This is a genomic window from Sporosarcina beigongshangi (assembly GCF_033485195.1).
GTDB classification, from domain to species: domain Bacteria; phylum Bacillota; class Bacilli; order Bacillales_A; family Planococcaceae; genus Sporosarcina; species Sporosarcina beigongshangi.
Map to the genome: position 1 here is coordinate 32,560 of NZ_JAWLIR010000037.1, position 21,325 is coordinate 53,884.

Annotated in this window: 20 protein-coding genes; 17 read left to right on the forward strand and 3 right to left on the reverse strand. The window is 38.6% G+C overall.

The genetic code is table 11. The annotated features are described in order from the left end of the window. Positions 1-32 precede the first annotated feature (32 nt). Together R2B77_RS14835 and R2B77_RS14840 are read right to left on the reverse strand one after the other, a co-directional pair. Positions 33-722 (reverse strand): YesL family protein, encoded by a 690-nt coding sequence (locus tag R2B77_RS14835; RefSeq protein WP_203248907.1) that lies wholly within the window; start codon positions 720-722, stop codon positions 33-35. Between the two features lie 30 nt (positions 723-752). Then, positions 753-1,637 (reverse strand): ROK family protein, encoded by an 885-nt coding sequence (locus R2B77_RS14840; RefSeq protein WP_203248906.1) that lies wholly within the window; start codon positions 1,635-1,637, stop codon positions 753-755. A gap of 286 nt (positions 1,638-1,923) precedes the next feature. Between R2B77_RS14840 and R2B77_RS14845 the strand changes: the two genes are divergently transcribed. From R2B77_RS14845 to R2B77_RS14905, 13 genes are all read left to right on the forward strand, one after another. Continuing rightward, positions 1,924-3,231, forward strand: a complete 1,308-nt coding sequence (locus R2B77_RS14845; protein ID WP_203248905.1) for an ABC transporter substrate-binding protein — start codon at positions 1,924-1,926, stop codon at positions 3,229-3,231. A 110-nt stretch (positions 3,232-3,341) separates the two neighbouring features. After that, positions 3,342-4,202: a carbohydrate ABC transporter permease gene (locus R2B77_RS14850; RefSeq protein ID WP_203248904.1), complete on the forward strand. Its 861-nt coding sequence runs from the start codon at positions 3,342-3,344 to the stop codon at positions 4,200-4,202. Beyond that, complete coding sequence (locus R2B77_RS14855; protein WP_203248903.1) at positions 4,202-5,020, forward strand: carbohydrate ABC transporter permease; 819 nt, start codon at positions 4,202-4,204, stop codon at positions 5,018-5,020. The genes R2B77_RS14850 and R2B77_RS14855 overlap by 1 nt, the downstream gene beginning before the upstream one ends. 21 nt (positions 5,021-5,041) lie before the next feature. Then, positions 5,042-6,061: a LacI family DNA-binding transcriptional regulator gene (locus R2B77_RS14860; protein ID WP_203248902.1), complete on the forward strand. Its 1,020-nt coding sequence runs from the start codon at positions 5,042-5,044 to the stop codon at positions 6,059-6,061. A gap of 78 nt (positions 6,062-6,139) precedes the next feature. Continuing rightward, positions 6,140-6,865: a ThuA domain-containing protein gene (locus R2B77_RS14865; protein ID WP_203248901.1), complete on the forward strand. Its 726-nt coding sequence runs from the start codon at positions 6,140-6,142 to the stop codon at positions 6,863-6,865. A 20-nt stretch (positions 6,866-6,885) separates the two neighbouring features. Beyond that, positions 6,886-7,911, forward strand: coding sequence for a Gfo/Idh/MocA family protein (locus tag R2B77_RS14870; RefSeq protein ID WP_203248900.1), 1,026 nt, complete (start codon positions 6,886-6,888; stop codon positions 7,909-7,911). 18 nt (positions 7,912-7,929) lie between these two features. Continuing rightward, positions 7,930-8,898 (forward strand): sugar phosphate isomerase/epimerase family protein, encoded by a 969-nt coding sequence (locus tag R2B77_RS14875; protein WP_203248899.1) that lies wholly within the window; start codon positions 7,930-7,932, stop codon positions 8,896-8,898. Positions 8,899-8,991: 93 nt separating this feature from the next. Continuing rightward, positions 8,992-10,032, forward strand: coding sequence for a Gfo/Idh/MocA family protein (locus tag R2B77_RS14880; protein WP_203248898.1), 1,041 nt, complete (start codon positions 8,992-8,994; stop codon positions 10,030-10,032). 471 nt (positions 10,033-10,503) lie between these two features. After that, positions 10,504-11,493: a LacI family DNA-binding transcriptional regulator gene (locus tag R2B77_RS14885; protein ID WP_203248897.1), complete on the forward strand. Its 990-nt coding sequence runs from the start codon at positions 10,504-10,506 to the stop codon at positions 11,491-11,493. A gap of 123 nt (positions 11,494-11,616) precedes the next feature. Beyond that, on the forward strand, positions 11,617-12,570 hold the full coding sequence (locus tag R2B77_RS14890) for a substrate-binding domain-containing protein (protein WP_203248896.1): 954 nt from the start codon (positions 11,617-11,619) through the stop codon (positions 12,568-12,570). 149 nt (positions 12,571-12,719) lie between these two features. Continuing rightward, a complete protein-coding gene (locus tag R2B77_RS14895; protein ID WP_203248895.1) occupies positions 12,720-14,234 on the forward strand; it encodes a sugar ABC transporter ATP-binding protein in 1,515 nt (504 codons plus the stop codon). Further along, positions 14,227-15,207 carry an ABC transporter permease gene (locus R2B77_RS14900; protein ID WP_203248894.1) on the forward strand — a complete coding sequence of 327 codons (981 nt, stop codon included), beginning with the start codon at positions 14,227-14,229 and terminating at the stop codon, positions 15,205-15,207. The genes R2B77_RS14895 and R2B77_RS14900 overlap by 8 nt, the downstream gene beginning before the upstream one ends. A gap of 16 nt (positions 15,208-15,223) precedes the next feature. Continuing rightward, the gene (locus tag R2B77_RS14905) at positions 15,224-16,261 is read left to right on the forward strand and encodes a Gfo/Idh/MocA family protein (protein ID WP_203248893.1); all 1,038 of its coding nucleotides are present in this window, start codon (positions 15,224-15,226) and stop codon (positions 16,259-16,261) included. 79 nt (positions 16,262-16,340) lie between these two features. On the opposite strand, the gene R2B77_RS14910 is transcribed toward R2B77_RS14905, so the two are convergent. Further along, a complete protein-coding gene (locus R2B77_RS14910) occupies positions 16,341-17,282 on the reverse strand; it encodes a Gfo/Idh/MocA family protein (RefSeq protein ID WP_203248892.1) in 942 nt (313 codons plus the stop codon). Between the two features lie 137 nt (positions 17,283-17,419). Here R2B77_RS14910 and R2B77_RS14915 point away from each other — a divergent pair, with 137 nt between their 5' ends. The 4 genes from R2B77_RS14915 to R2B77_RS14930 all read left to right on the forward strand — a co-directional run bounded on the left by R2B77_RS14915 (position 17,420) and on the right by R2B77_RS14930 (position 21,305). Next, a complete protein-coding gene (locus R2B77_RS14915) occupies positions 17,420-17,806 on the forward strand; it encodes a PTS sugar transporter subunit IIB (RefSeq protein ID WP_203248891.1) in 387 nt (128 codons plus the stop codon). A gap of 25 nt (positions 17,807-17,831) precedes the next feature. Then, positions 17,832-19,118 (forward strand): PTS cellobiose transporter subunit IIC, encoded by a 1,287-nt coding sequence (celB, locus tag R2B77_RS14920; protein WP_203248890.1) that lies wholly within the window; start codon positions 17,832-17,834, stop codon positions 19,116-19,118. A 479-nt stretch (positions 19,119-19,597) separates the two neighbouring features. Further along, entirely contained in the window at positions 19,598-19,903 is a 306-nt protein-coding gene (locus R2B77_RS14925) for a PTS lactose/cellobiose transporter subunit IIA (protein WP_203248889.1), read from the forward strand. A 13-nt stretch (positions 19,904-19,916) separates the two neighbouring features. After that, entirely contained in the window at positions 19,917-21,305 is a 1,389-nt protein-coding gene (locus R2B77_RS14930) for a glycoside hydrolase family 1 protein (protein ID WP_203248888.1), read from the forward strand. Positions 21,306-21,325 lie beyond the last annotated feature (20 nt).

Genomic DNA, 21,325 nt, shown 5'->3' on the forward strand with positions numbered 1-21,325 from the left:
GCTGGCATCTACAAAATTGTAGATGCTAGCGCTTATTCTGATTTTGTATGTGTTAAGAAATTCCGATAAAATGCGGAAAATGATAGAAAAGCAATGAGTGAGCCGGTGGCAAAAGGGAGTAAAAATGTAAGCACATTAAAGCTGATATAAAGTATGATGCCACTACTTAAAGCGACTGCAAAAAATAATAGTGGGCTTCCGAGAGTTAGTAAAAATGTGTTTTTTAATGCAGGTAGCCATTTCATGTGATAATGAACAGTTACAGAGAAAAGATTGACTGAGAAAACGAACAGTAGCATGCCTAACACAATAAAAACAATCACCATCATTTTATTTTTATTAAAGAAATAATAGAGATCGCCTGCCCAAACGAGCCAAATCATTGTGAGGAACAATCCGTTTCCTACACTTCTTTTATAGTTTTCTTTGTAAAAACGTAAAAAAGGTCGGAAAAGCTTTCCGCTATCCTCTGTTTTCATAATCCAACTCCTAACTACAGCAAACATAGCGGTAGTTGCAGGGAAGAATAGCACAGGCATCAATAGTGCTATCGGAATAAGAAAGAACAATACTTCTTCTAGCTTTTCAACGAAGATTAGATTTAATAATAAAAAGGCGATGGGTAAGTTGAATAGTATCCAGAATAGATTGGTAAGAGAAAACTTCATAATCCATTCACTGATAGCAAACAAACCACCCATTAACCCTGAATGATTGGTCATAGCTGCGCCTCCTCTATGCTGCAAATGTACTTATTTATACAAATGCAACGATGCTGCTCCAAGTAATCCTGCCTTATTTCCAAGGCTGGCACTAATAATTTGGACGCCAGAAAAACTACTAATTGCTAATTGTTGCACTTTTGCAGAAACAGCTGCCACTAGTTTTTCCTGTTCCATCACTCCACCACCAATAATAATTGCTGGTGGATTAAAGATGTGAATTAGCGATACAAGTCCATTGGCTACTTCAAGCACCCAATCGTTTAGCACTTTCTCTAGCTGCTGATCGCCTTGTTCAAGTCCTTCAAAAATCATTCGACCGTTGCTGTATTTACTATCCAGCTCCGAGGCTTTCCTTACTAAAGCTGTTGTGGAGCCATACATTTCGTAGCAGCCAATACATCCGCAATTGCATTTCTCGCCACCAGGATGGAGCATCAAATGTCCAAATTCACCGGCAATACCGTTCATCCCTTTGTAAACGGTCGAATCAATGACGATTGCTCCTCCAATGCCTGTTCCGTAGGTTAAACATAGAAAGTCTTTAAAGGCTTGACCTGCCCCAAAATAATTTTCCCCTAAAGCTGCTGCATTGACGTCATTTTCTACTTTTACGGGAACACCAAAGCGTCCTTCAAAAATAGCTTTCATATTCATGCCTGTATATCCAGGGAAGTTTTCATTCGCATAAATGATTGTCCCTTCGTCACTGTTGACTTGACTGGCTGTGCTAATCCCAATGGCATCAAAGCCTGTGTAGGTCTCTGCAATTGTCTGCATTAGATTCTCGACTAAGTATTGTCCGCCTTTTATAGCGCCAGATTCAATTTCCTTAAATGCAGAAGCCTGTCCTGCTTTGTCTACTAGACACATTTTAATATTTGTACCACCAATATCAATCGCTAATACGTTCATAGCTATCACCTTATTCTTCATTATTTTAACAAGTTAGCAAATTAACTGTAGCATAAGATTTTCATTCTATCTAGACCCATTTGGATATATAAATGGATTTGTAGAGAAGGTGAAATAGGGGTGGATAAAATATTTGTATTGCATAATTCTAAATTTCATGTTAGTCTGAAAATGCAATTCAATGCAACCGGTTTCACAAATTATATATAGTATGAAAGTGCTATATGAAAATCACTTCTTGTGAAATCATGCAACCGTATTCATTTTAGGGAAAAGGGGAGATTGTATGAAGAACAAAAAGTATTCGATCAGCTTGTTGTCTGTAATATTCCTTTCTATCTTCGCGTTAGTTGGCTGTACACCAGCGGAAGATGGAGAAACAGAAAAAACGGAAGCTACTGGTGATCAGGTAACAATAGACATTTTCCAATTTAAAGTAGAAATTAAAGATCAATTTGAAAGTTTAGTTAAAGTCTATGAAAAAGAAAATCCCAATGTAAAAATTAATGTTAAAACCGTTGGTGGTGGAAATGATTACGGTGCAAGTTTAAAAACATCATTTTCTTCTGGTGAAGAGCCAGACATTTTTAACGTAGGTGGACCATCAGCTGTTGAAGAATACAAAGAGTACTTAGCAGATGTCTCTGACACGGCAGCGGTTGCTGCATCTTTAGATGGAACATTAACTGCTGTACAAGATGGTGATAAAGTTCTTGGATTACCATTTAACCAGGAAGGTTACGGTTTAATTTTCAATAAATCGATTTTAGACAAAGCTGGCATTAACCCAGATGAAATTATTACATTTGCTGATTTGCAAGAAGCGGTTGAATTACTAGATAGTAAAAAAGCAGACCTAGGCATTGATGCAGTATTCGCATTACCAGCGAAAGAACTATGGGTTCTAGGTGATCACATATCGAATATGTTTATTGCACCGGAATTTAATAACGATATTTCAGAAGCTTATAAAGCGGAAACGATTGCATTTGAAAAAGGTGATGAGCTGAAAAGATACCTTGATTTGCAAAACAAATATTCTGTTCAGCCAATTTTAAGCCTAGACTACTCTCAACAAGTTGAACAATTATTTTCATTAGAAAGAGTAGCAATGATCCAACAAGGAAACTGGGTCTATAACTCAGTTTACGATATGGATTCAGAGCTAGCGGAAAATGGTATCGGTATTCTTCCGGTTCCAGTTGAGGGCTTTGAAGGTAAGATTCCGGCAGGTGTACCGATGTTCTGGGCTGTAAATGGCAAGAGTGATCCAGCAAAAGTACAGGCAAGTAAAGATTTCTTGGATTGGATGTATACATCTGAAACAGGAAAGACTGCTGTACTTGAAGATTTCAAATTTATTCCAGCTTATAAAGGCTACGATGCAACTAAAATTTCCGATCCACTTTCACAAAAAATCTATGAGTATGCTGAAGCAGGAAACACAATTGAAGGATGGGTCTATCAAGCAAGCCCAACTGGATGGAATCAGGAAACACTTGGCGCAAATATTCAAAAGTATTTAAGTGGTGGGATGGATTGGGACGAAGTCATGACTCAATCAAGAACGAAATGGGAAGAAGAACGGAAATAAAATTAAGATACTAGGCTGTCTTAGTGTATATAATAAAAGATAGCACAATGCAGCTAACAGAAACTATGAAAAGTTTTTGTTAGCTGTACTACATATTGGGGGTGCCAGCTATGCGTAACCGAGATTTATCATTTTGGTTATTTTTGATGCCAGTCATTTTAAGTTTAGGTATTGTCATCATTGTGCCGTTTGTTTATGGTTTTATTTATTCCTTTACGAACTGGAACGGGATGGCGGCAACTGAATTTCTAGGCTTTAAAAACTACATCACCTTATTGAAAGATGCTGAATTTAGAGCATCCATTTGGTTTACGACGAAATTTGCCGTAACTTCCGTCATACTTCTTAATTTTTTAGGCTTAGGTCTCGCTTTACTTGTTACTCGAAAAATGAAAACAAGTAGTTTGATGCGAACGGTTTTCTTCATGCCGAATTTAATTGGCGGTCTTATTTTAGGGTTTATTTGGCAGTTTGTATTCATCAGCGTTTTTGGAAGTTTAGGAGATTTACTTGGTATTGAAGCGCTAACAGGATGGTTATCTACGACTGCAACTGGCTTTTGGGGCCTTGTCATTTTGACATCTTGGCAAATGGCAGGGTACATTATGATTATCTACATTGCTTATCTGGAGAACATTCCAAAGGATTTATTAGAAGCTGCCGAAATTGACGGCGCATCTAGTTTTCAGCGCTTTCGAAATATCACCTTTCCGCTTGTCGCACCAGCATTTACAGTAAGTATGTTTTTAACATTGTCCAATTCGTTTCAAATTTACGACCAAAACTTGTCGTTGACAAATGGTGGGCCCTATAATTCTACGCAAATGGTTGCGATGAGTATTGTTAAAACGGCTTTTACTGAAAATAAAATGGCTTATGCTCAAACACAAGCGGTTATTTTCTTCATTATTATAGCGGCTGTTGCAATTACACAAGTTTATTATAATAAAAAGCGGGAGGTAGACTTGTAATGAAGCGAAGTAAACGTAATTTGTATCTCATCGAGCTTTTAGGTCTGGTGCTTGCTTTATTATGGTTATCTCCTTTTTACTTAATGATAGTCAATGCATTCAAAACGAAAAGAGAAATCTTTACGGATGTACTTGGATTACCAAAAGAATACACGATGGATAACTTTGTGAAGGCTTTTGCCGACTTAGATTTTATGAGGTCACTTTTCAACTCGCTACTTATTACTGTTCTAGGTGTCAGTGTCATTATTATCTTTTCCTCAATGGCAGGCTATGCACTGGCGCGTAATAAGAGTAGATTGAGTGGCATTATCTTTTTAGTATTTGTTGCCGCAATGCTCATTCCATTCCAATCAGTGATGATTCCACTCGTTTCACTTTTTGGTAAGGTGGATATGCTGAATCGTACAGGTCTTATTTTTATGTATTTAGGATTTGGATCAAGTCTATCCATTTTCTTGTACCATGGTGCCATGACAGGTATATCGAGCTCGTTGGATGAGGCTGCAATTATTGATGGTGCGAATAAATTCCAAGTATTTTGGAAAATTATCTTTCCATTATTAAAGCCTATTTCAGTGACAGTTGGTATACTGAATGTTATCTGGATCTGGAATGATTATTTACTCCCATCACTTATATTGGCAGATTCAAGTGCGACTATCCCATTGAAAATGTATTTGTTCTTTGGTCAATATACAAAACAATGGCATTTAGCATTAGCTGGATTGACAATAGCAATCATTCCAGTCATTATCGGTTATTTCTTCGCACAAAAACAAATTATTGAAGGCGTATCAGAAGGTGCTGTTAAATAAATTAGACGAAGGATGTAGGTTATGTCAGTTACGATTAAAGATGTTGCAGCAAGGGCGGGGGTAGCCCCATCTACTGTTTCACGTGTCCTCTCAGATAGCCCACATATTAGTGACAAAACAAAACAAAAAGTGCGTAAAGTGATGGACGAAATGGGCTATCACCTTAATTACAATGCACAAATGCTTGCGACGCAATCCACCAAAACGATTGGGATTATTATGAAGAACTCGACATCAGAGACGATGCATAATTCCTTTTTCCCAGAAGTTATTAGAGGAATTAGTGCGTTGTGCAGTAAATACGATTTCAGTATCAGTTTAACGACAGGGGAATCTGAGGAAGAAATTTTTAATGATACAGTCAAAATGGTCCGCGGAAAACGAGTGGATGGGATGATTGTTTTATATTCCAAAAAAGATGACAAAGTAGTCCCTTATTTAATCGAATCGGGTATTCCTTTCGTTGTCATTGGTAAACCGCTAATCGAGTCTAGTAAAATTATGTTTGTCGATAATGATAATATTCAAGCAGCAAAAGAAGCAACAGACTTTTTGTTGAATTTGGGTCATGAGAAAATTGCGTTTATTGGAGAAGATGAGCAGTTTGAAGTAAGTGAAGCGAGACTCAACGGTTTTAGCCAGGCACTTAAAGGGAAGAACCTTACTGTTCCAAAGAGTTATATTAAAAATATATCATTCAATCCTGACCATGGAAGGCGAATCATTGGCGAACTATTAGATTTGCCTGAACCGCCGACTGCATTAGTCGTTTCAGATGACTTAAATGCATTAATTGTACTAACGGCTTTGAGTGAAAGAGGTATTAAAGTGCCTAATGATATGAGCATGATTATCTTTAATGATTCTGTCATCGCTAAGGTATCCAATCCACCTTTAACGACAGTAGATACTCAAATTTTTCAGTTAGGTTATGAGTCAGCGAATTGTTTAATTGAACTGGTGAAAGAGCCAACCATGTTCAAGAAAAGCGTTATTATTCCAACTGTTATTGTGGAAAGAAATTCGTGTTTACCCCTGTGACTAGGGGAAATGCGAAATTTTATTCAAAAATGCAACCGATTGCTTAAATTCGTGCAACCCAAGTAGGAGGAACTCAATTTGAATATTGTCGTTTGGAATGAAAATCGCCATGAGCAAAAAAATCCAGTTGTCGCTGAAATTTATCCGGAAGGGATTCACGGAGCGATTGCGGACTTTTTACGCCAAGATAATAATCAGGTAACAACAGCAACGCTAGATGAGCCAGAACACGGTTTAACGGAAGAAGTGCTAAAAACCACGGATGTACTCGTTTGGTGGGGACATCTTGCGCATGATGAAGTGGATGATGAAATCGTAGCGAGAGTGAGGAAGCGCGTGCTGGAAGGCATGGGACTCATTGTCTTACATTCTGCACACTTCTCCAAAATTTTCAAAACGTTAATGGGGACAACATGTGACCTAAAATGGCGTGAGGCGGATGAGAAAGAGCGTCTATGGGTCGTCGAACCGAGTCATCCGATTACAGCGGGAATTGGCGAGTATATCGAACTCGAAAAAGAAGAAATGTACGGGGAACATTTTGATATTCCAGCACCCGACGAATTAGTGTTTGTCAGCTGGTTTGAAGGTGGAGAAATCTTTAGAAGTGGAGCCACATTTAAGCGTGGTAAAGGAAAGATTTTCTACTTCCGTCCAGGACATGAAACGTATCCGACCTATCATAATGAGGATGTGCAAACGGTCATTCGCAATGCAGTGAAATGGTCTGCAAATTCGAATACGCCAACACCTATGTACGGCAAAGCAAAGCCGTTAGAAAAAATAGCAAATTACAACGAATAACACTATTAGGAGTGGGGAAAATGACAACTTTACGTGTTGCAGTCATTGGCTGCGGAAGCATTGCGCAATTTAGGCATTTAGGCGAATATGAAAATCATTCAGCCGTAGAAATAGTTGCGGTTTGTGACATTGTTGAAGAACGAGCACAAGAGGTAGCTCAGCAATACGGTGCGACAGCGTATACAGATTATAAAAAACTACTTGAAATTGAACAAATCGATGCGGTTAGTGTGTGCTTACCGAACTATTTACACGCACCCGTATCCATTGCAGCCTTAGAAGCAGGCTGTCATGTCTTATGTGAAAAGCCAATGGCGACATCCAAAGAAGAAGCAGAAGCGATGATTCAAGCGGCAAAAAATAATGATAAAAAGCTGATGATTGCGCATAATCAACGATTTGTTCCGTCACATGCGAAGGCGAGAGCGTTAATTGCCAGCGGAGAAATCGGGAAGATTTATAGCTTTAGAACTGCTTTTGGTCATGGAGGACCTGAGCAATGGAGTAGAGACGGTGTAAATAGCTGGTTCTTTAAAAAGGAGCAGGCTTTCATAGGTGCGATGGGTGATCTTGGTGTACATAAGGCTGATTTGCTCCGCTATTTGCTTGGTGAAGAGTTTGTTGAGGTTGCCGGTTTTATCGAAACGAGCGCGAAAGAAAATGCGGATGTCGATGACAATGCAGTTTGCATTTTAAAGTCTGCAAGTGGTGTGATTGGTACACTAGCAGCAAGCTGGGCTTACACAGCAAAGGAGGATAATTCAACGATTATTTACGGTGAACATGCTATATTACGTTTAGAGGATGATCCAGACTATTCACTAATCGTCCAATATAAAAATGGGGAAGTCGTAAATTACGCCTTAGGTGCAATCCAGTCGAATGCAGAAGGGGGACAAACGACGACGCATGTTATTGAGCATTTTGTAGAGTCAATTGTTCAAAACAAAGAGCCGCTGATTAATGGAGAAGAAGGCATGAAATCGCTAGAGGTTATTCTAGCTGCATTGGCATCAATGGAGACAAAGCAGTTCGCTAAAATATAACGGATGGGGGCATCATTTATGAAACTAGGTGTGTTCGCAGTTTTATTTGCAGAAAAGTCATTTGAAGAAATGCTGGATCATGTGAAAAATGCAGGTGTGGAAGCAATTGAGATTGGAACGGGTGGCTATCCAGGAGATGCGCATTGTAATGTTGATGAGTTATTAGCTAGTGAAGACAAGCGTAAGGACTATTTGGATAAAGTGCAGTCTCGCGGGCTGACCATTAGCGCATTCAGCTGTCATGGAAATCCTGTGTCGCCTGACAAACAAGTAGCACAGGAAGCGCATGATATATTCGTTAAGACGGTTAAATTAGCACAACTACTAGGCGTTCCAGTCGTCAACACATTTTCAGGAACACCAGGTGCTCATGAGGATTCCAAGCAACCAAATTGGCCAACCTCACCGTGGCCAACCGAGTACTCGGATATTTATAATTGGCAATGGGAAGAAAAGCTGATTCCTTATTGGAAAGAACAAGGGAAGTTTGCGGAAGAGCATGGCGTCAAAATTGGCATTGAGCTACATGGTGGTTTTTCTGTGCACACACCATATACGCTGTTGAAATTAAGACAGGCAACTTCACCTGCCATCGGAGCCAATTTAGACCCGAGTCACCTATGGTGGCAGGGGATTGACCCAGTCGCCGCAATTAAAATTTTAGGCAAAGAGAATGCCATCCACCATTTCCATGCGAAAGATACGTTTATTGATCAGGATAATGTCAACATGCATGGTTTAACAGATATGCAGCCTTATGGGGATGTACAAACACGTGCTTGGACATTTAGATCAGTTGGCTGTGGGCATAGTATCCAGGAATGGTCGGATATGATGAGTGCTCTCCGAACGTATGGCTATGATTATGTGGTCAGCATTGAGCATGAGGATCCATTGATGTCGATTGATGAAGGATTTTCACGCGCCGTAACGAATTTGAAATCGGTGTTGATCAAGGATCAGTCTGCGGATATGTGGTGGGTGTAAAGGTTTGAGAAAAATTGTGCAGTATGAGCGAGAAATTCATACTGCACAATTTTTTTAAGTAAGTTTAATCTACTAACGAAAAGAGTGTTCTGTATGACAGTATTAAGAGTAGGAATCATTGGTGCTGGTGGAATTGCTAGTAGTGTACATATCCCAAGCTATTTAAATAGTGGGCATGAGGTAGAAATTGTTGCGATTGCTGATGTGGCGATTGAACGGGCACAGGAAGTAGCAAAGGAATTTGCGATTCCACATGTCTTTGATTCGTATGAAAAAATGTTCGCAACAGTCAAGTTAGATGCCGTTAGTGTTTGCGTGCCAAATAAATTTCATGCGGAAGCGACAATTGCGGCACTTAAGGCAGGCTGTCATGTGCTGTGTGAAAAACCGCCAGCGATGACTGTGGAAGAAGCTGAACAAATGGTCAAGGCAGCGAAAAATGCAGGTAAAATTTTAACGTACGGCTTCCATTATCGCTATCGGCCTGAAGTGAAGATTGCAAAATCATTTATCGATGCCGGAGAAATGGGCGATATTTACTCTGCGCGTGTCCACGCAATTCGCAGAAGAGGAATTCCAGGCTGGGGAGTATTTACGAATAAGGAGTTACAAGGCGGAGGTCCATTAATCGATATTGGCGTACATATGCTTGATACTGCCCTCTATCTCATGGGGTATCCAGAGCCTGACCTTGTGTTAGGAAAAACGCATCAGCAAATTGGCCATAAAAAAGGTGTTGGGCTACTCGGTGAGTGGGATCATGAAAATTATACAGTCGAGGACATGGCTGTGGGGATGGTGACGTTCAAAAATGGAGCCACATTAACATTGGAGGCCGCTTTTGCCGCAAATGTTGAAAAGGATGATACGATGCAAGTATCTTTGATGGGCAATAAAGGCGGCGCAGACATTTTTCCTTTGAAAATTTATCAGGAGAAATACAATGCACTTATTGATAGTACACCCGCTTATTTACCAGAAACAAATGGACATCAACTTGAAATTAACCAATTTGTAGCGTGTTGTTTGGAAGGGACGACCCCATTAAGCACACCGGAGCAAGGACTGATCATTCAAAAAATCGTCAACGCCATTTACGAGTCGGCAGAAACAGGGAAGGCCATACAGTTTTGATTCATTATTAAAGATTTTCGAACTAAAAAAGTTATGCAGTATGAAGATTGAACTCATACTGCATAACTTTTTTATGAGTCAATTTCATAATTGCTTCTTCTACAAGTAAAGACGAACGATTTTAAACTTTCAAGATTTTATTATTCGTCAATATGACGGATTACTCTCGTTGATTGTAGTGTAAGGTGGCGACTCCAGCGGGAACAGCGCGAGCTGAAGACCCCGCAGGAGTGAAACGACGAGGAGGCTGAAGCCGTGCCCGCGGAAAGCGTCCACCTGAAGCGGAAATCAACATTGTTCGTATTATCCTCTTAATTTTTCTATTATGAAATTTACTTTAATAGTAATTCTTTAATTACTATCGACTATAGTGAGGCTTGCAACTTATTTCGGAACACTTGACAGATTATTTCTAATATACTATCATTCAAAATGTAATCGATTACATTTGGAGAAAGTAGGACAATCAAGATGGCGAACATTCAGCAAGTTGCAAAAGAAGCAGGAGTATCTGTAGCGACCGTCTCAAGGGTTTTAAATGGACAAAATTCTGTGACGGCTAAAACGAGGACGAAGGTAGAAATTGCAATCGAAAAATTAAATTATGAACCGAGTATGCTGGGGCGGAACTTAAGAAATTCGGAAAGTCGATTACTATTAATTCTAATCCCACAGATTTCAAATCCATTTTATTTCGAAATTATTAAAGGTATAGAGAGTACAGCAATTCAACATAATCATAATATTCTTTTATGTGAAACGGATTCTAGTTCTGCAAGGGAAGATATTTATTTTAATCTGGTTCGAAAGAAGATGGCTGATGGCATTATTTCGATGGATCCAGCTGTCAATATAGAGACTCTGACCAAATTAGCTGAGCAGCATGCGATTATCCAATGTAGTGAATACTCGGAAGATAGCGGTATTCCTTACGTAACAATAGATAATGAAGGGGCTGCATATCAAGCAGTCAATCACTTGATTCAACTTGGACATGAAAAAATCGCGTTAATTAATTCTGATGAAACATATTTATATGCGAGACAACGTAAAATGGGATATAAAAAAGCGTTAAAACAACATGGTATTCAAGTAAAAGAAGACTATATCTATCATAATCAAGGGATAGGATTTGACTACGGTCAGCAAACGATGAAGAAAATATTAGCAATGGAAGATCGACCGACTGCCATTTTTGCTGTATCCGATTTACTAGCCATTGGGGCATTAAAAGAAATAAATGCGATGGGGTTGAATGTCCCAAATGATATTGCCATCATCGGATTCGACAAAATTGATTTTTCAAATATGACACATCCTACGTTAACAACAATTGCCCAACCGATGTATCAGATGGGAGCAACCGCCGCTAACATGTTAATAAAAATGATAAAAGGAGAACGAGTAGAAAGTGTGATTTTAGATCATGAATTGGTGATTCGTGGATCTACATCAGGATAGAAGTTACTAAGATTAGCGCTCTGGTATTAAACAAGAATAGTTAATGCTAGAGCGCTAACCTTAAATTGTAAATGATATCGATTACATTTTGGGAGAGCCTATAAAATAAGAGGAGGGATTTTGTTGAAAAAATTAATCTTTTTATGTGTAGCCTTACTAACAGCAGTAGTTTTATCAGCTTGTAGTGACAGTGGGGATAGTGGAGAAGGAAATCTTAAAATCGGGATTTCTTTGCCATCTGCGACGCATGGCTGGATGGGTGCACTTATCGATAGTGCCGAAAAGCAGGCGAAAGAGCTGAAAGAAAGTGACGGAATTGACTACGTCATGACGAATGCAGCAGATCCAAATAAACAAGCCAATGATATTGACGATCTTATTGCCCAAAAAGTAGATGTCATTGTGATGCTTCCGATTGAATCGGCGGCACTAACTCCAATTGGTCAAAAAATAAAGGATGCTGGTATTCCATTAGTTATTATTGACAGGGAATTAGAAAATGATGCTGCTACCGTCGTTGTAAAGGGTGATAATGAAGGAATTGGCGTTAATGCAGGTAAATACTTCCTTGAACAATTAAACGGTAAAGGAAAAGTTGTTGAAATTACGGGTCCTCCAAGCTCTGTAACGGAACAACGTGGTAAAGGATTTAAAGAAGCTATGGCAGGGGAGCCAGGTATTGAAATCGTTGCTTCGCAAAGTGGAGATTTTTCAACTGAAAAATCATTAGCGGTAATGCAAAATATATTGCAAGCCCAACCAGAAATAGATGCTGTTTTCACCCAGGATGATGGAATGGCACTAGGTGTACTTCAAGCGATAAAAGAAGCTGGTCGTGAGGATATCCAATTCATAACAGGTGCAGCTGGAGCTAAGGAAGTTTTCACCAATATGAAAGAGGATGGTTTAATAAAGGCTACATTTTTATACTCTCCAACAATGGTCATGGACGGGATTAAGATTGCTGGGCAAATAGCGAAGGGTGAAGATCCAGGAGAAACAATGGTCATCATTGACGCTACACAAGTAACGAAAGATAATGTCGATGACTATTACGATCCAGAATCTAAATTTTAACGAAATATTCGACTCGAAATAAAGAATTTATTCAACCCACTTTGGCGCAAGGGGTGCCTAGCTTCACCGTTAGTCTATAGCTAGGGCAACCCCTTGTAAGGCGCCAACACTAGTTGTTCCTATTATTTATAGATGGGAGGGAGCATCATATGTCGAATTCTTCTTTATTAACAATGAACCATATTGAAAAGTCCTTTCAGGATGTTCAAGTATTAAAGGGTGTATCTTTACAAGTGGAACAAGGTGAAATTCACGCTTTACTTGGCGAAAACGGTGCAGGAAAATCGACGTTGATGAATATATTAGGTGGCGTTCATCAGCCGGATAATGGAGTAATTGAGATTAACGGTGACAAAGTAAAAATGATAAATCCTAGAATGTCTCAACAATTGGGCATCAGTTTCATTCACCAAGAATTAAATGTCGTTGCAGATTTGAAAGTCTATGAAAATATGTTTTTGGGCTCGGAGCTTTGTTCTCCACTCGGCTTTCTAAAGGTAGAGGAAATGTGTAAGCAGACACGCGAGATTATTGCCAAGCTTGGAGTTCATATTAACCCTAAAGAATACGTAAGAAACTTAGATACCTCATACAAGCAATTAATTGAAATTTCCAAAGCTTTGCTGCACAAGTCCAAGCTGATTATTATGGATGAGCCGACGTCAGCGCTCGCTGATCATGAGATTGAACGCTTATTTTCGTTGATGAAAAGTCTGAAGGATTCAGGAGTTTCAATTATTTATATTTCCCATAAACTGAAGGAAATTCAGCAAATCTGTGATCGTTATACAGTATTACGTGATGGGGAAGTAGTTGGAAGCGGCTATATAAAAGGTGAAAGTCTCGATACGATTACAAAATTAATGGTCGGAAAATCAGTTTCAGAAGACCGGTTTACACAAGCGCATACATTAGGCCCCATACTAGTTGAAGTAAACAATCTTTCGAGTGGCAGGTTGTTTAAAAATATTAACTTTCAAGTACGAAAAGGTGAGATTGTTGGTTTTACAGGTCTGGCTGGTGACGGAAGAACCGAGCTATTTGAAAGTATATTTGGGTATCGGAAAAAATATACAGGTGAGATCAAAATAAATAATCAGCGCGTAAAAATCAATCATCCGAGTAAAGCAGTAGAAGCAGGTTTAGGATTTGTCCCAAAAGATAGAAAAGAAAATGCAATTATTAAAGACCTTAGCGTCTTGCACAATATGAGTCTATCTTCTATGGGGCACTTTGAGAAGTCTGGTTTTATCCAAGAGAAACGAGAACAACAAAAATTCCAGTCGTACAAACAACAATTGAATATTAAAGTACACAATCCTAAAATCACGATTGATAAATTAAGTGGGGGTAATCAACAAAAAGTTATTATTGCAAAATGGCTCGAGGTGAATGCAGAAATCCTGATTTTTGATAACCCGACTCAAGGGATTGACATTGGTGCTAAACGAGAAATTTATCAGCATATTGTCAGTTTGGCTGAACAAGGAAAAGGCATCATCATCCTTTCTTCTGAAGTTCCAGAAATCTTGAAAATTTGTCATCATGTGCACGTGATGTACCAAGGTGAAATTACAGCTCGATTCAAAGGGGAAGAAACTTCAGAGGACCAAATTATGAGTTATGCTACTGGCTCAAAGAGGGAGTTCGATACCATTGGCTAATGTCGAATTAAAAGAACATGATCAACTATCCGAAAAGTCCAATCTACGCAGCCGACTGTCTTGGTTATGGTCAGAGTATAGCGTAATTATAGCTTTTCTAATTATTTTTATAGCTGCGTCTATTATAAGTCCTCGATTTCTCGATATTAATAACCAATTTAATATACTAATGCAAGTTTCAATCATTGGGATTATCGCATTAGGTATGACGGTCGTCATGATTTCAGGCGGGATTGATTTATCGGTTGGTTCCGTTCTTGCGCTAACAGGTGTTATGACTGTACTCGCATTAAATGCCTCGGGTAGCATTTTAATCGCCATTTTAGTTGCATTCGCAGTAGGGATTTTTGCAGGCTTTCTAAATGGTTTAATGGTCGCTAAAGGTAAAATTGCTTCGTTTATTGCTACATTAGGCATGATGGCGGCAGCACGTTCAATTGCCTTATACATAGCAAATGGAGGTAGTATTTCAGGGGAGGTATCCAACTTCACCCTTATTGCTAACAGTAAGCTTTGGATTATTCAATATCCAATCATTTTTTTCTTAATCATGACTGCACTCGTTTATATTTTAATGCACAAAACACGCTTCGGACGTTATGCATATGCCCTTGGGAGTAATGAAAAAGCAACTCTTTTATCAGCAATTAGAGTGGATCGTGTAAAAATTGGAGTCTATAGTTTGGCGGGGCTGTTAGTAAGTGTAGCCGCAATTATCGAAACATCACGTTTAAACTCTATTTCCTCCTCTAGTTCTGGGATGTCCTATGAATTGGATGCAATAGCTGCTGTTATTATTGGGGGGACAAGAATGACAGGTGGCCGAGGGAAGATTATTGGTACATTTTTTGGTGTGCTCATTTTAGGTATTTTAAATAATATGATGAACTTAATGGATGTTTCTCCGCATCTTCAAGGCTTTGTAAAAGGGTTGATTATTATTGTTGCGGTCGTATTCCAAAAGAGAGAGTAAGAGGGGAGCGATTCAATTGAAGATAAAAGCTGGGATTATTGGATGTGGCTCAATCGCTAAACTGCGTCACGCGCCGGAATATGAAGCAAATCCTTATGTAAGTGAGATTGTTTTTTATGATAGAAATAGAGAGCGAGCACAAGTGCTTGCCGATCTATTTGGGGGAAGTGTAGCAGATACAGTAGAGGACCTACTGAATGATCCGACAATCCAAGTAATTAGTGATTGCTCATCAAACGAATCCCATTATATTTTTTCTTCGCAAGCATTACTAAGTGGCAAGCATGTATTATGTGAAAAACCGATTGCTTTAACAGTTGAGCATGCTGAGCAAATAATCGAAGCTCAACGTTTATCAGGAAAAAAGCTGATGGTAGATCATAATCAGCGTTTAACTCGCGCACACCAAATGGCAAAGGAAATAATAGAGAAAAACCAATTAGGTGATGTGCTCACCTTTAGAACTACATTCGGACATTCAGGACCGGAGAAATGGGGGGTCAATAAAACAAACTCCACTTGGTTCTTTAAAAAAGATCGTTCGGGTTTTGGTGTGGCAGGTGATTTAGGCATCCACAAAATTGATTTACTGCAATACTTATTAGACGATGAAATTGAACAAGTAAGTGCTATGGAAGGAGCACTCGATAAAGTAGATATAGACGGAAATCCAATAGAAGTATGTGACAATATGGTCTGTCTATTAAAAACGAAACGAGGACGAATCGGCACAGCAACCTTTTCTTGGACATATTATGGTGAAGAAGATAATAGCACGACGATTTACTGCAGAAATGGCATACTAAAGATTTATAATAATCCTACCTATCAAATTGAAGTGATTACGAATAGTGGTGAAAGGATTAACTACCAACTTGAAACAATCCAGACGAATGATAACCAAATGAATAGTGGCGTCATCGATGCATTCATCGACAGTGTTCGATTGAATCAAGAGCCAATTGTTACTGGACTAGATGCATTAGCCTCGTTAAAAGTAGTCTTGAGCATTATCGAAGCGGCGGAGACAGGAAATAGTGTAAGGATTGAATGACAGTTGCACAATCTAAATAGTCGTCGTGTATGAGTTTAACAATCATACACAACGACTTTTTTATTGTTATCCAAGATGATTATTGAGCCAGTAATTTTGCCACACTGCGAGAAATCGCATGTGTATTAATCGTAGATTCAATCTGCTTATTTTTCACACAAGCAATAAATTCCTCTACTTCATAATACATGGAATCATATTCATGTTGAACGGAAATATCCTCAGTTTGTCCGTCGCGATATTTGATGACAATCTGACTCGGATCACTGATTTTATCAATCTCAACCACACCATTTTCTCCTTGAATTTCACTTGGATAATAGGAATCTGTAATTTTAGAGTACATCAGAACGGCTTCAAATTGATCATAGCCCAAAATTATACTTCCTTGGCCAATCGCACCAGTAGATAATAAATAATCATTTTTCTGCACAGAATTCGGCTCACCGACTAAATGCATCAACGGTGCAATTGTGTAGACGCCTAAATCTGTTCTCGCACCATTGCCAAGCTCGGGTTTGAAGGCATTTTCGATAATTCCATCCTTGTATTTATCATAACGTGAAGAATATTGGTTGTAATGAAATACAAATCGACGGAGTGGGCCAATCTTATGCAAATGCTTTTTTAAATTGAGAAACGTCGGTGTAACAGTTGACTTCATTGCTTCCATATATGTTGTTTGGTACTCGTTCGCAGCTTGAATGACTTCGTCCATTTCATCTACGGATGTTACCGCAGGCTTTTCACAAAGGACGTGAATGCCATTTTTCATAGCAAGAATACTTTGCTCCGCGTGGAAAAGATTTGGTGATGCAATATAAACAGCGTCGATTTCCCCACTTTGAAACATTTTTTCCATATCAGTATAGACATTTTTGACTCCGTATTTATCTGCAAAACGTTTGCCGGTTTCCTCGGCTCTTGAATAAATTGCACCAATGCTAAATTCAGGATGCGCGTTAGCTGCCTCAATCAATCGATCTGTAATCCAATTCGTTCCGATGATACCAAATCTCATCGTGCAATCCCCCTTATCTTAGTAAATAAATACTGCTTTAGAATTATGAATCGTTATTATTGTGTCATAGTAGCCCTTCATTGGCAACTTTAAAATTTGAATACTTACTCTTTTCCTCCACGTAATGGAAAAACAGTATGTGTAGTTGTAAGCGTTCACAATCTATAATCAAAGTATGTTCAACTAATCATACAAAAGAAAGAGAGGTGCTACAGATGAAAAATATATTGCTAGCTTGTTCAGCAGGCATGTCAACAAGCTTACTCGTAAAGAAAATGGAGGAGGTTGCGAAGGACAAAGGAATTGAAGTGAATATTTGGGCAGTCTCACAGGACAAGGCGATGAAGGAAATAGAAAAGGCAGATGTTTTATTAATTGGTCCGCAAATGCGTTTTTTGAAAAACAAGTTTTCGAAAGTGACGGAAGAAGTAGGAATACCGTTAGAAGTCATTGATACGCTAGCGTACGGCAGACTAGATGGAGAAGCAGTGTTGAATAGAGCGCTAGAATTGATTGGTAACTAATCTAATAGACAAAGGGGAGAATAGAATGGAAAATAATAAATTTATGAGTTTTTTAGAAAGATTCTTATTACCAATAGCTGATAAACTAAATAATAACCGCTATTTAACTTCATTACGTGATGGATTTATGATAGCGCTGCCGTTGATTATTTTTGGATCGATATTTGTTGTCATTGCAAATCTTCCATTTCTTGATAAAGTGATAAGTGCAGAGGCACTAACGGCTTATCAAAATGCATTGGGGCCAGCCTCAGCAGCAACACTAAGTTTGATGGGACTATTTGTTATTGTCGGTATTGGTTATAAATTAACCGAACACTACAAAGGAGAAGCGATTTATGGTGGTGTGATTGCATTAGCCTCTGTACTTATTATGACACCACAAGTTTTAGACGGTGTTTCAGGTGTTATTCCGACTGCAAGTCTAGGAGCGCAGGGGATGTTTTTGGGGATATTTACAGCCTTTATTTCAGCAGAACTGTACCGCTTTTTTGTTAAAAAAGAATGGACAATTAAAATGCCACCGGGTGTTCCTGGTGCCGTAGCAAAATCATTTAGTGCATTAATTCCAGTTACGTTAACATTATCAGCATTTTTAATAATCCGAATCCTTTTCAGTTATACTACATTTGAAACAGTACAGAACTTTATCTACACTGTTATTCAAGGGCCGTTAACCGTCCTAGGAAGTGGATTACCTGCTACGATTATTGCAGTACTGCTCATCCAAGTATTCTGGTTCTTTGGTTTGCATGGCCAAATTATTGTGAACTCTGTATTCGATCCAATTTGGTATACATTGAATGAACAAAACTTAGCTGCATTCCAGGCTGGAACAGAATTACCGAATATTATTACAAAACAATTCATTGATTCATTCCTAGTTGGAATGGGTGGATCAGGTATGACATTAGCTGTCATTATTCTAATCTTCATAATTGGTAGAAGTAGACAATTGAAGGAATTAGCTAAATTAGGAACACCTTCAGGTATCTTTAATGTAAACGAACCAATTATCTTTGGGCTACCTATCATTTTGAATCCTTTAGTTGTGATTCCATGGCTAGTAGCACCCGTTGTTGTAACATTAACTACGTATTTTGCCATGGCAACAGGCTTAGTTCCACCACCAGCAGGAATTATCGTACCTTGGACAACACCACCTATTTTAAATGGGTTCCTTGCAACAGGAAATGCATGGCAAGGTGGAGTACTACAAGCCTTTAATCTATTTATTGTCATGGTTATTTGGTGGCCGTTCTTACGCATTATGGACAAAAAATACTATGAAAATGAACAAGCTAGTAAATAATTACAATATATGTTGAACTGGAGAATTGTACAAACGATTGGCGCTTTGGGGGCCTACCCCAAAGCGCCTTCACTAGAGATGGCATTGCATCATTAGCTCGACATATATGAGTTAATTTCATAATTGCTTATTCTATGAGTAAAGTCGAACGATTAAAAGTGTTTATCTTTTTTATTGTAGCGAAAGGCGTCACAGAGGACGGCTTTTGCGAACAAAAGCGAAGCGTTGAGAGTAGGATGCCTTAATTTCTGCAAAAGAACGCAGAAATTAAGGCAAATCGAACCCTACGCTGTTCGATTGGCTCAAGCCATGCCCGCGGAAAGCGTCCGACTGAAGCGGAAATCAACCTTGTTCGTATTTTAGGATTGATTGCTTTATTATGAAATTGATTCATATGAGATGAAATTGCATCATTAGCTCGACATATAAAGTAAGGTATAGTCAATATTTTGAAAATTGTTGTGAAGAAGGAGTAACCTATGGATAAAATAACAGAAATTGCATTTCAAATCATATTAAATGCTGGGAATGGAAAATCTAGTTCGATGGAAGCTATACAGGCAGCGAAGGAAAAGAACTTTGCAGAAGCCGACCGCCTCATTGAAGAAGCGGGAGAAGAGTTGGGGAAAGCCCATAGCTATCAAACTAAATTACTGCAAAAAGAGGCAAGTGGTGAAGAAAATCCTATAACAGTGATGCTAATCCATTCACAAGACCATTTAATGACAGCAATGACTGTTCGAGATTTAGCAATTGAAATTGTTGAAATTTATCGCAATAAATAATGGAGGTCATAGAATGTCTATGCAATATAAATTTCCGACAGATTTTTGGTGGGGAAGTGCAACGTCTGCAACACAAATAGAAGGCGCTGCAAATGAAGGTGGAAAGGGTCAAAACATCTGGGATCATTGGTATAAAACCGAACCGAATCGTTTTTTCGATAATGTTGGTCCTGACTCTACTTCTGATTTTTATCATTTGTATAAAGAAGATATTCGTTTGATGAAAGAAATTGGTCATAATACATTTCGCATGTCTATTTCATGGTCTCGCTTTATTCCAGGGGGACGTGGAAAAGTAAATCCTGAAGCTATTGAATTTTATAATCAAGTCATTGATGAATTGATTGCCAATGGCATTGAGCCATTTGTAACTCTCTATCATTTTGATATGCCACTGGAACTACAAGAAATTGGTGGCTGGGAAAATAGAGCAGTAGTAGATGCCTATACGGAATATGCTGAAAAGTGTTTTCACTTATTTGGTGATCGCGTAAAGAAATGGTTTACGTTTAATGAGCCGATTGTTCCAGTAGAGGGAGGGTATTTGTACGATTTTCATTACCCAAATGTAGTAGATGCTAGACGTGCAGTCCAAGTAGCATACAATACAATGATTGCGCATGCACAAGCTGTGAAAGCTTATCGTACTTTCGCATTTGAAGATGGTCAAATTGGAATTGTTTTAAATTTAACGCCTTCTTACCCGAGAAGTGAGAGTCCAGCTGATTTACAAGCATCCTATGCGGCTGATTTATTTTTCAATCGAAGCTTTTTAGATCCATCGGTATTAGGGGAATATCCAACTGGACTAATTGATATATTAAGAGAGCACAATCAATTACCAATGACCCAACAAGGTGATAAGGAATTATTAAAAGCGGGGATTGTCGATCTTCTTGGTGTAAACTATTATCAACCACGTAGAGTAAAAGCGAAGGCACATCTACCAAATACAGAAGGTCCATTTATGCCAGATTGGTTCTTCGACAATTATGAAATGCCTGGTAGGAAAATGAATAAGTATCGTGGCTGGGAAATATACGAAAAAGGTATTTATGACATTATGATAAACTTGAAAGAAAACTACGGAAATGTCCAGTCATTTATTGCTGAAAATGGAATGGGTGTTGAAGACGAGTCACGGTTTATAGTCGACGGGGAAGTCCAAGATGATTACCGAATTGAATTTATTAGTGGGCATTTGAAATGGTTACACAAAGCAATTGAAGAACAGTGTAATGTACAAGGATTCCATATGTGGTCATTTATGGACAATTGGTCATGGATGAATGCCTATAAAAATCGTTATGGCTTTTTCTCGGTTGATATCGAAACAAAGAAAAGAACGCCAAAAAAGAGTGCTCATTGGATTAAAACAGTATCTCAAAATAATGGTTTCTAATAATGGATGACTTTCATTAA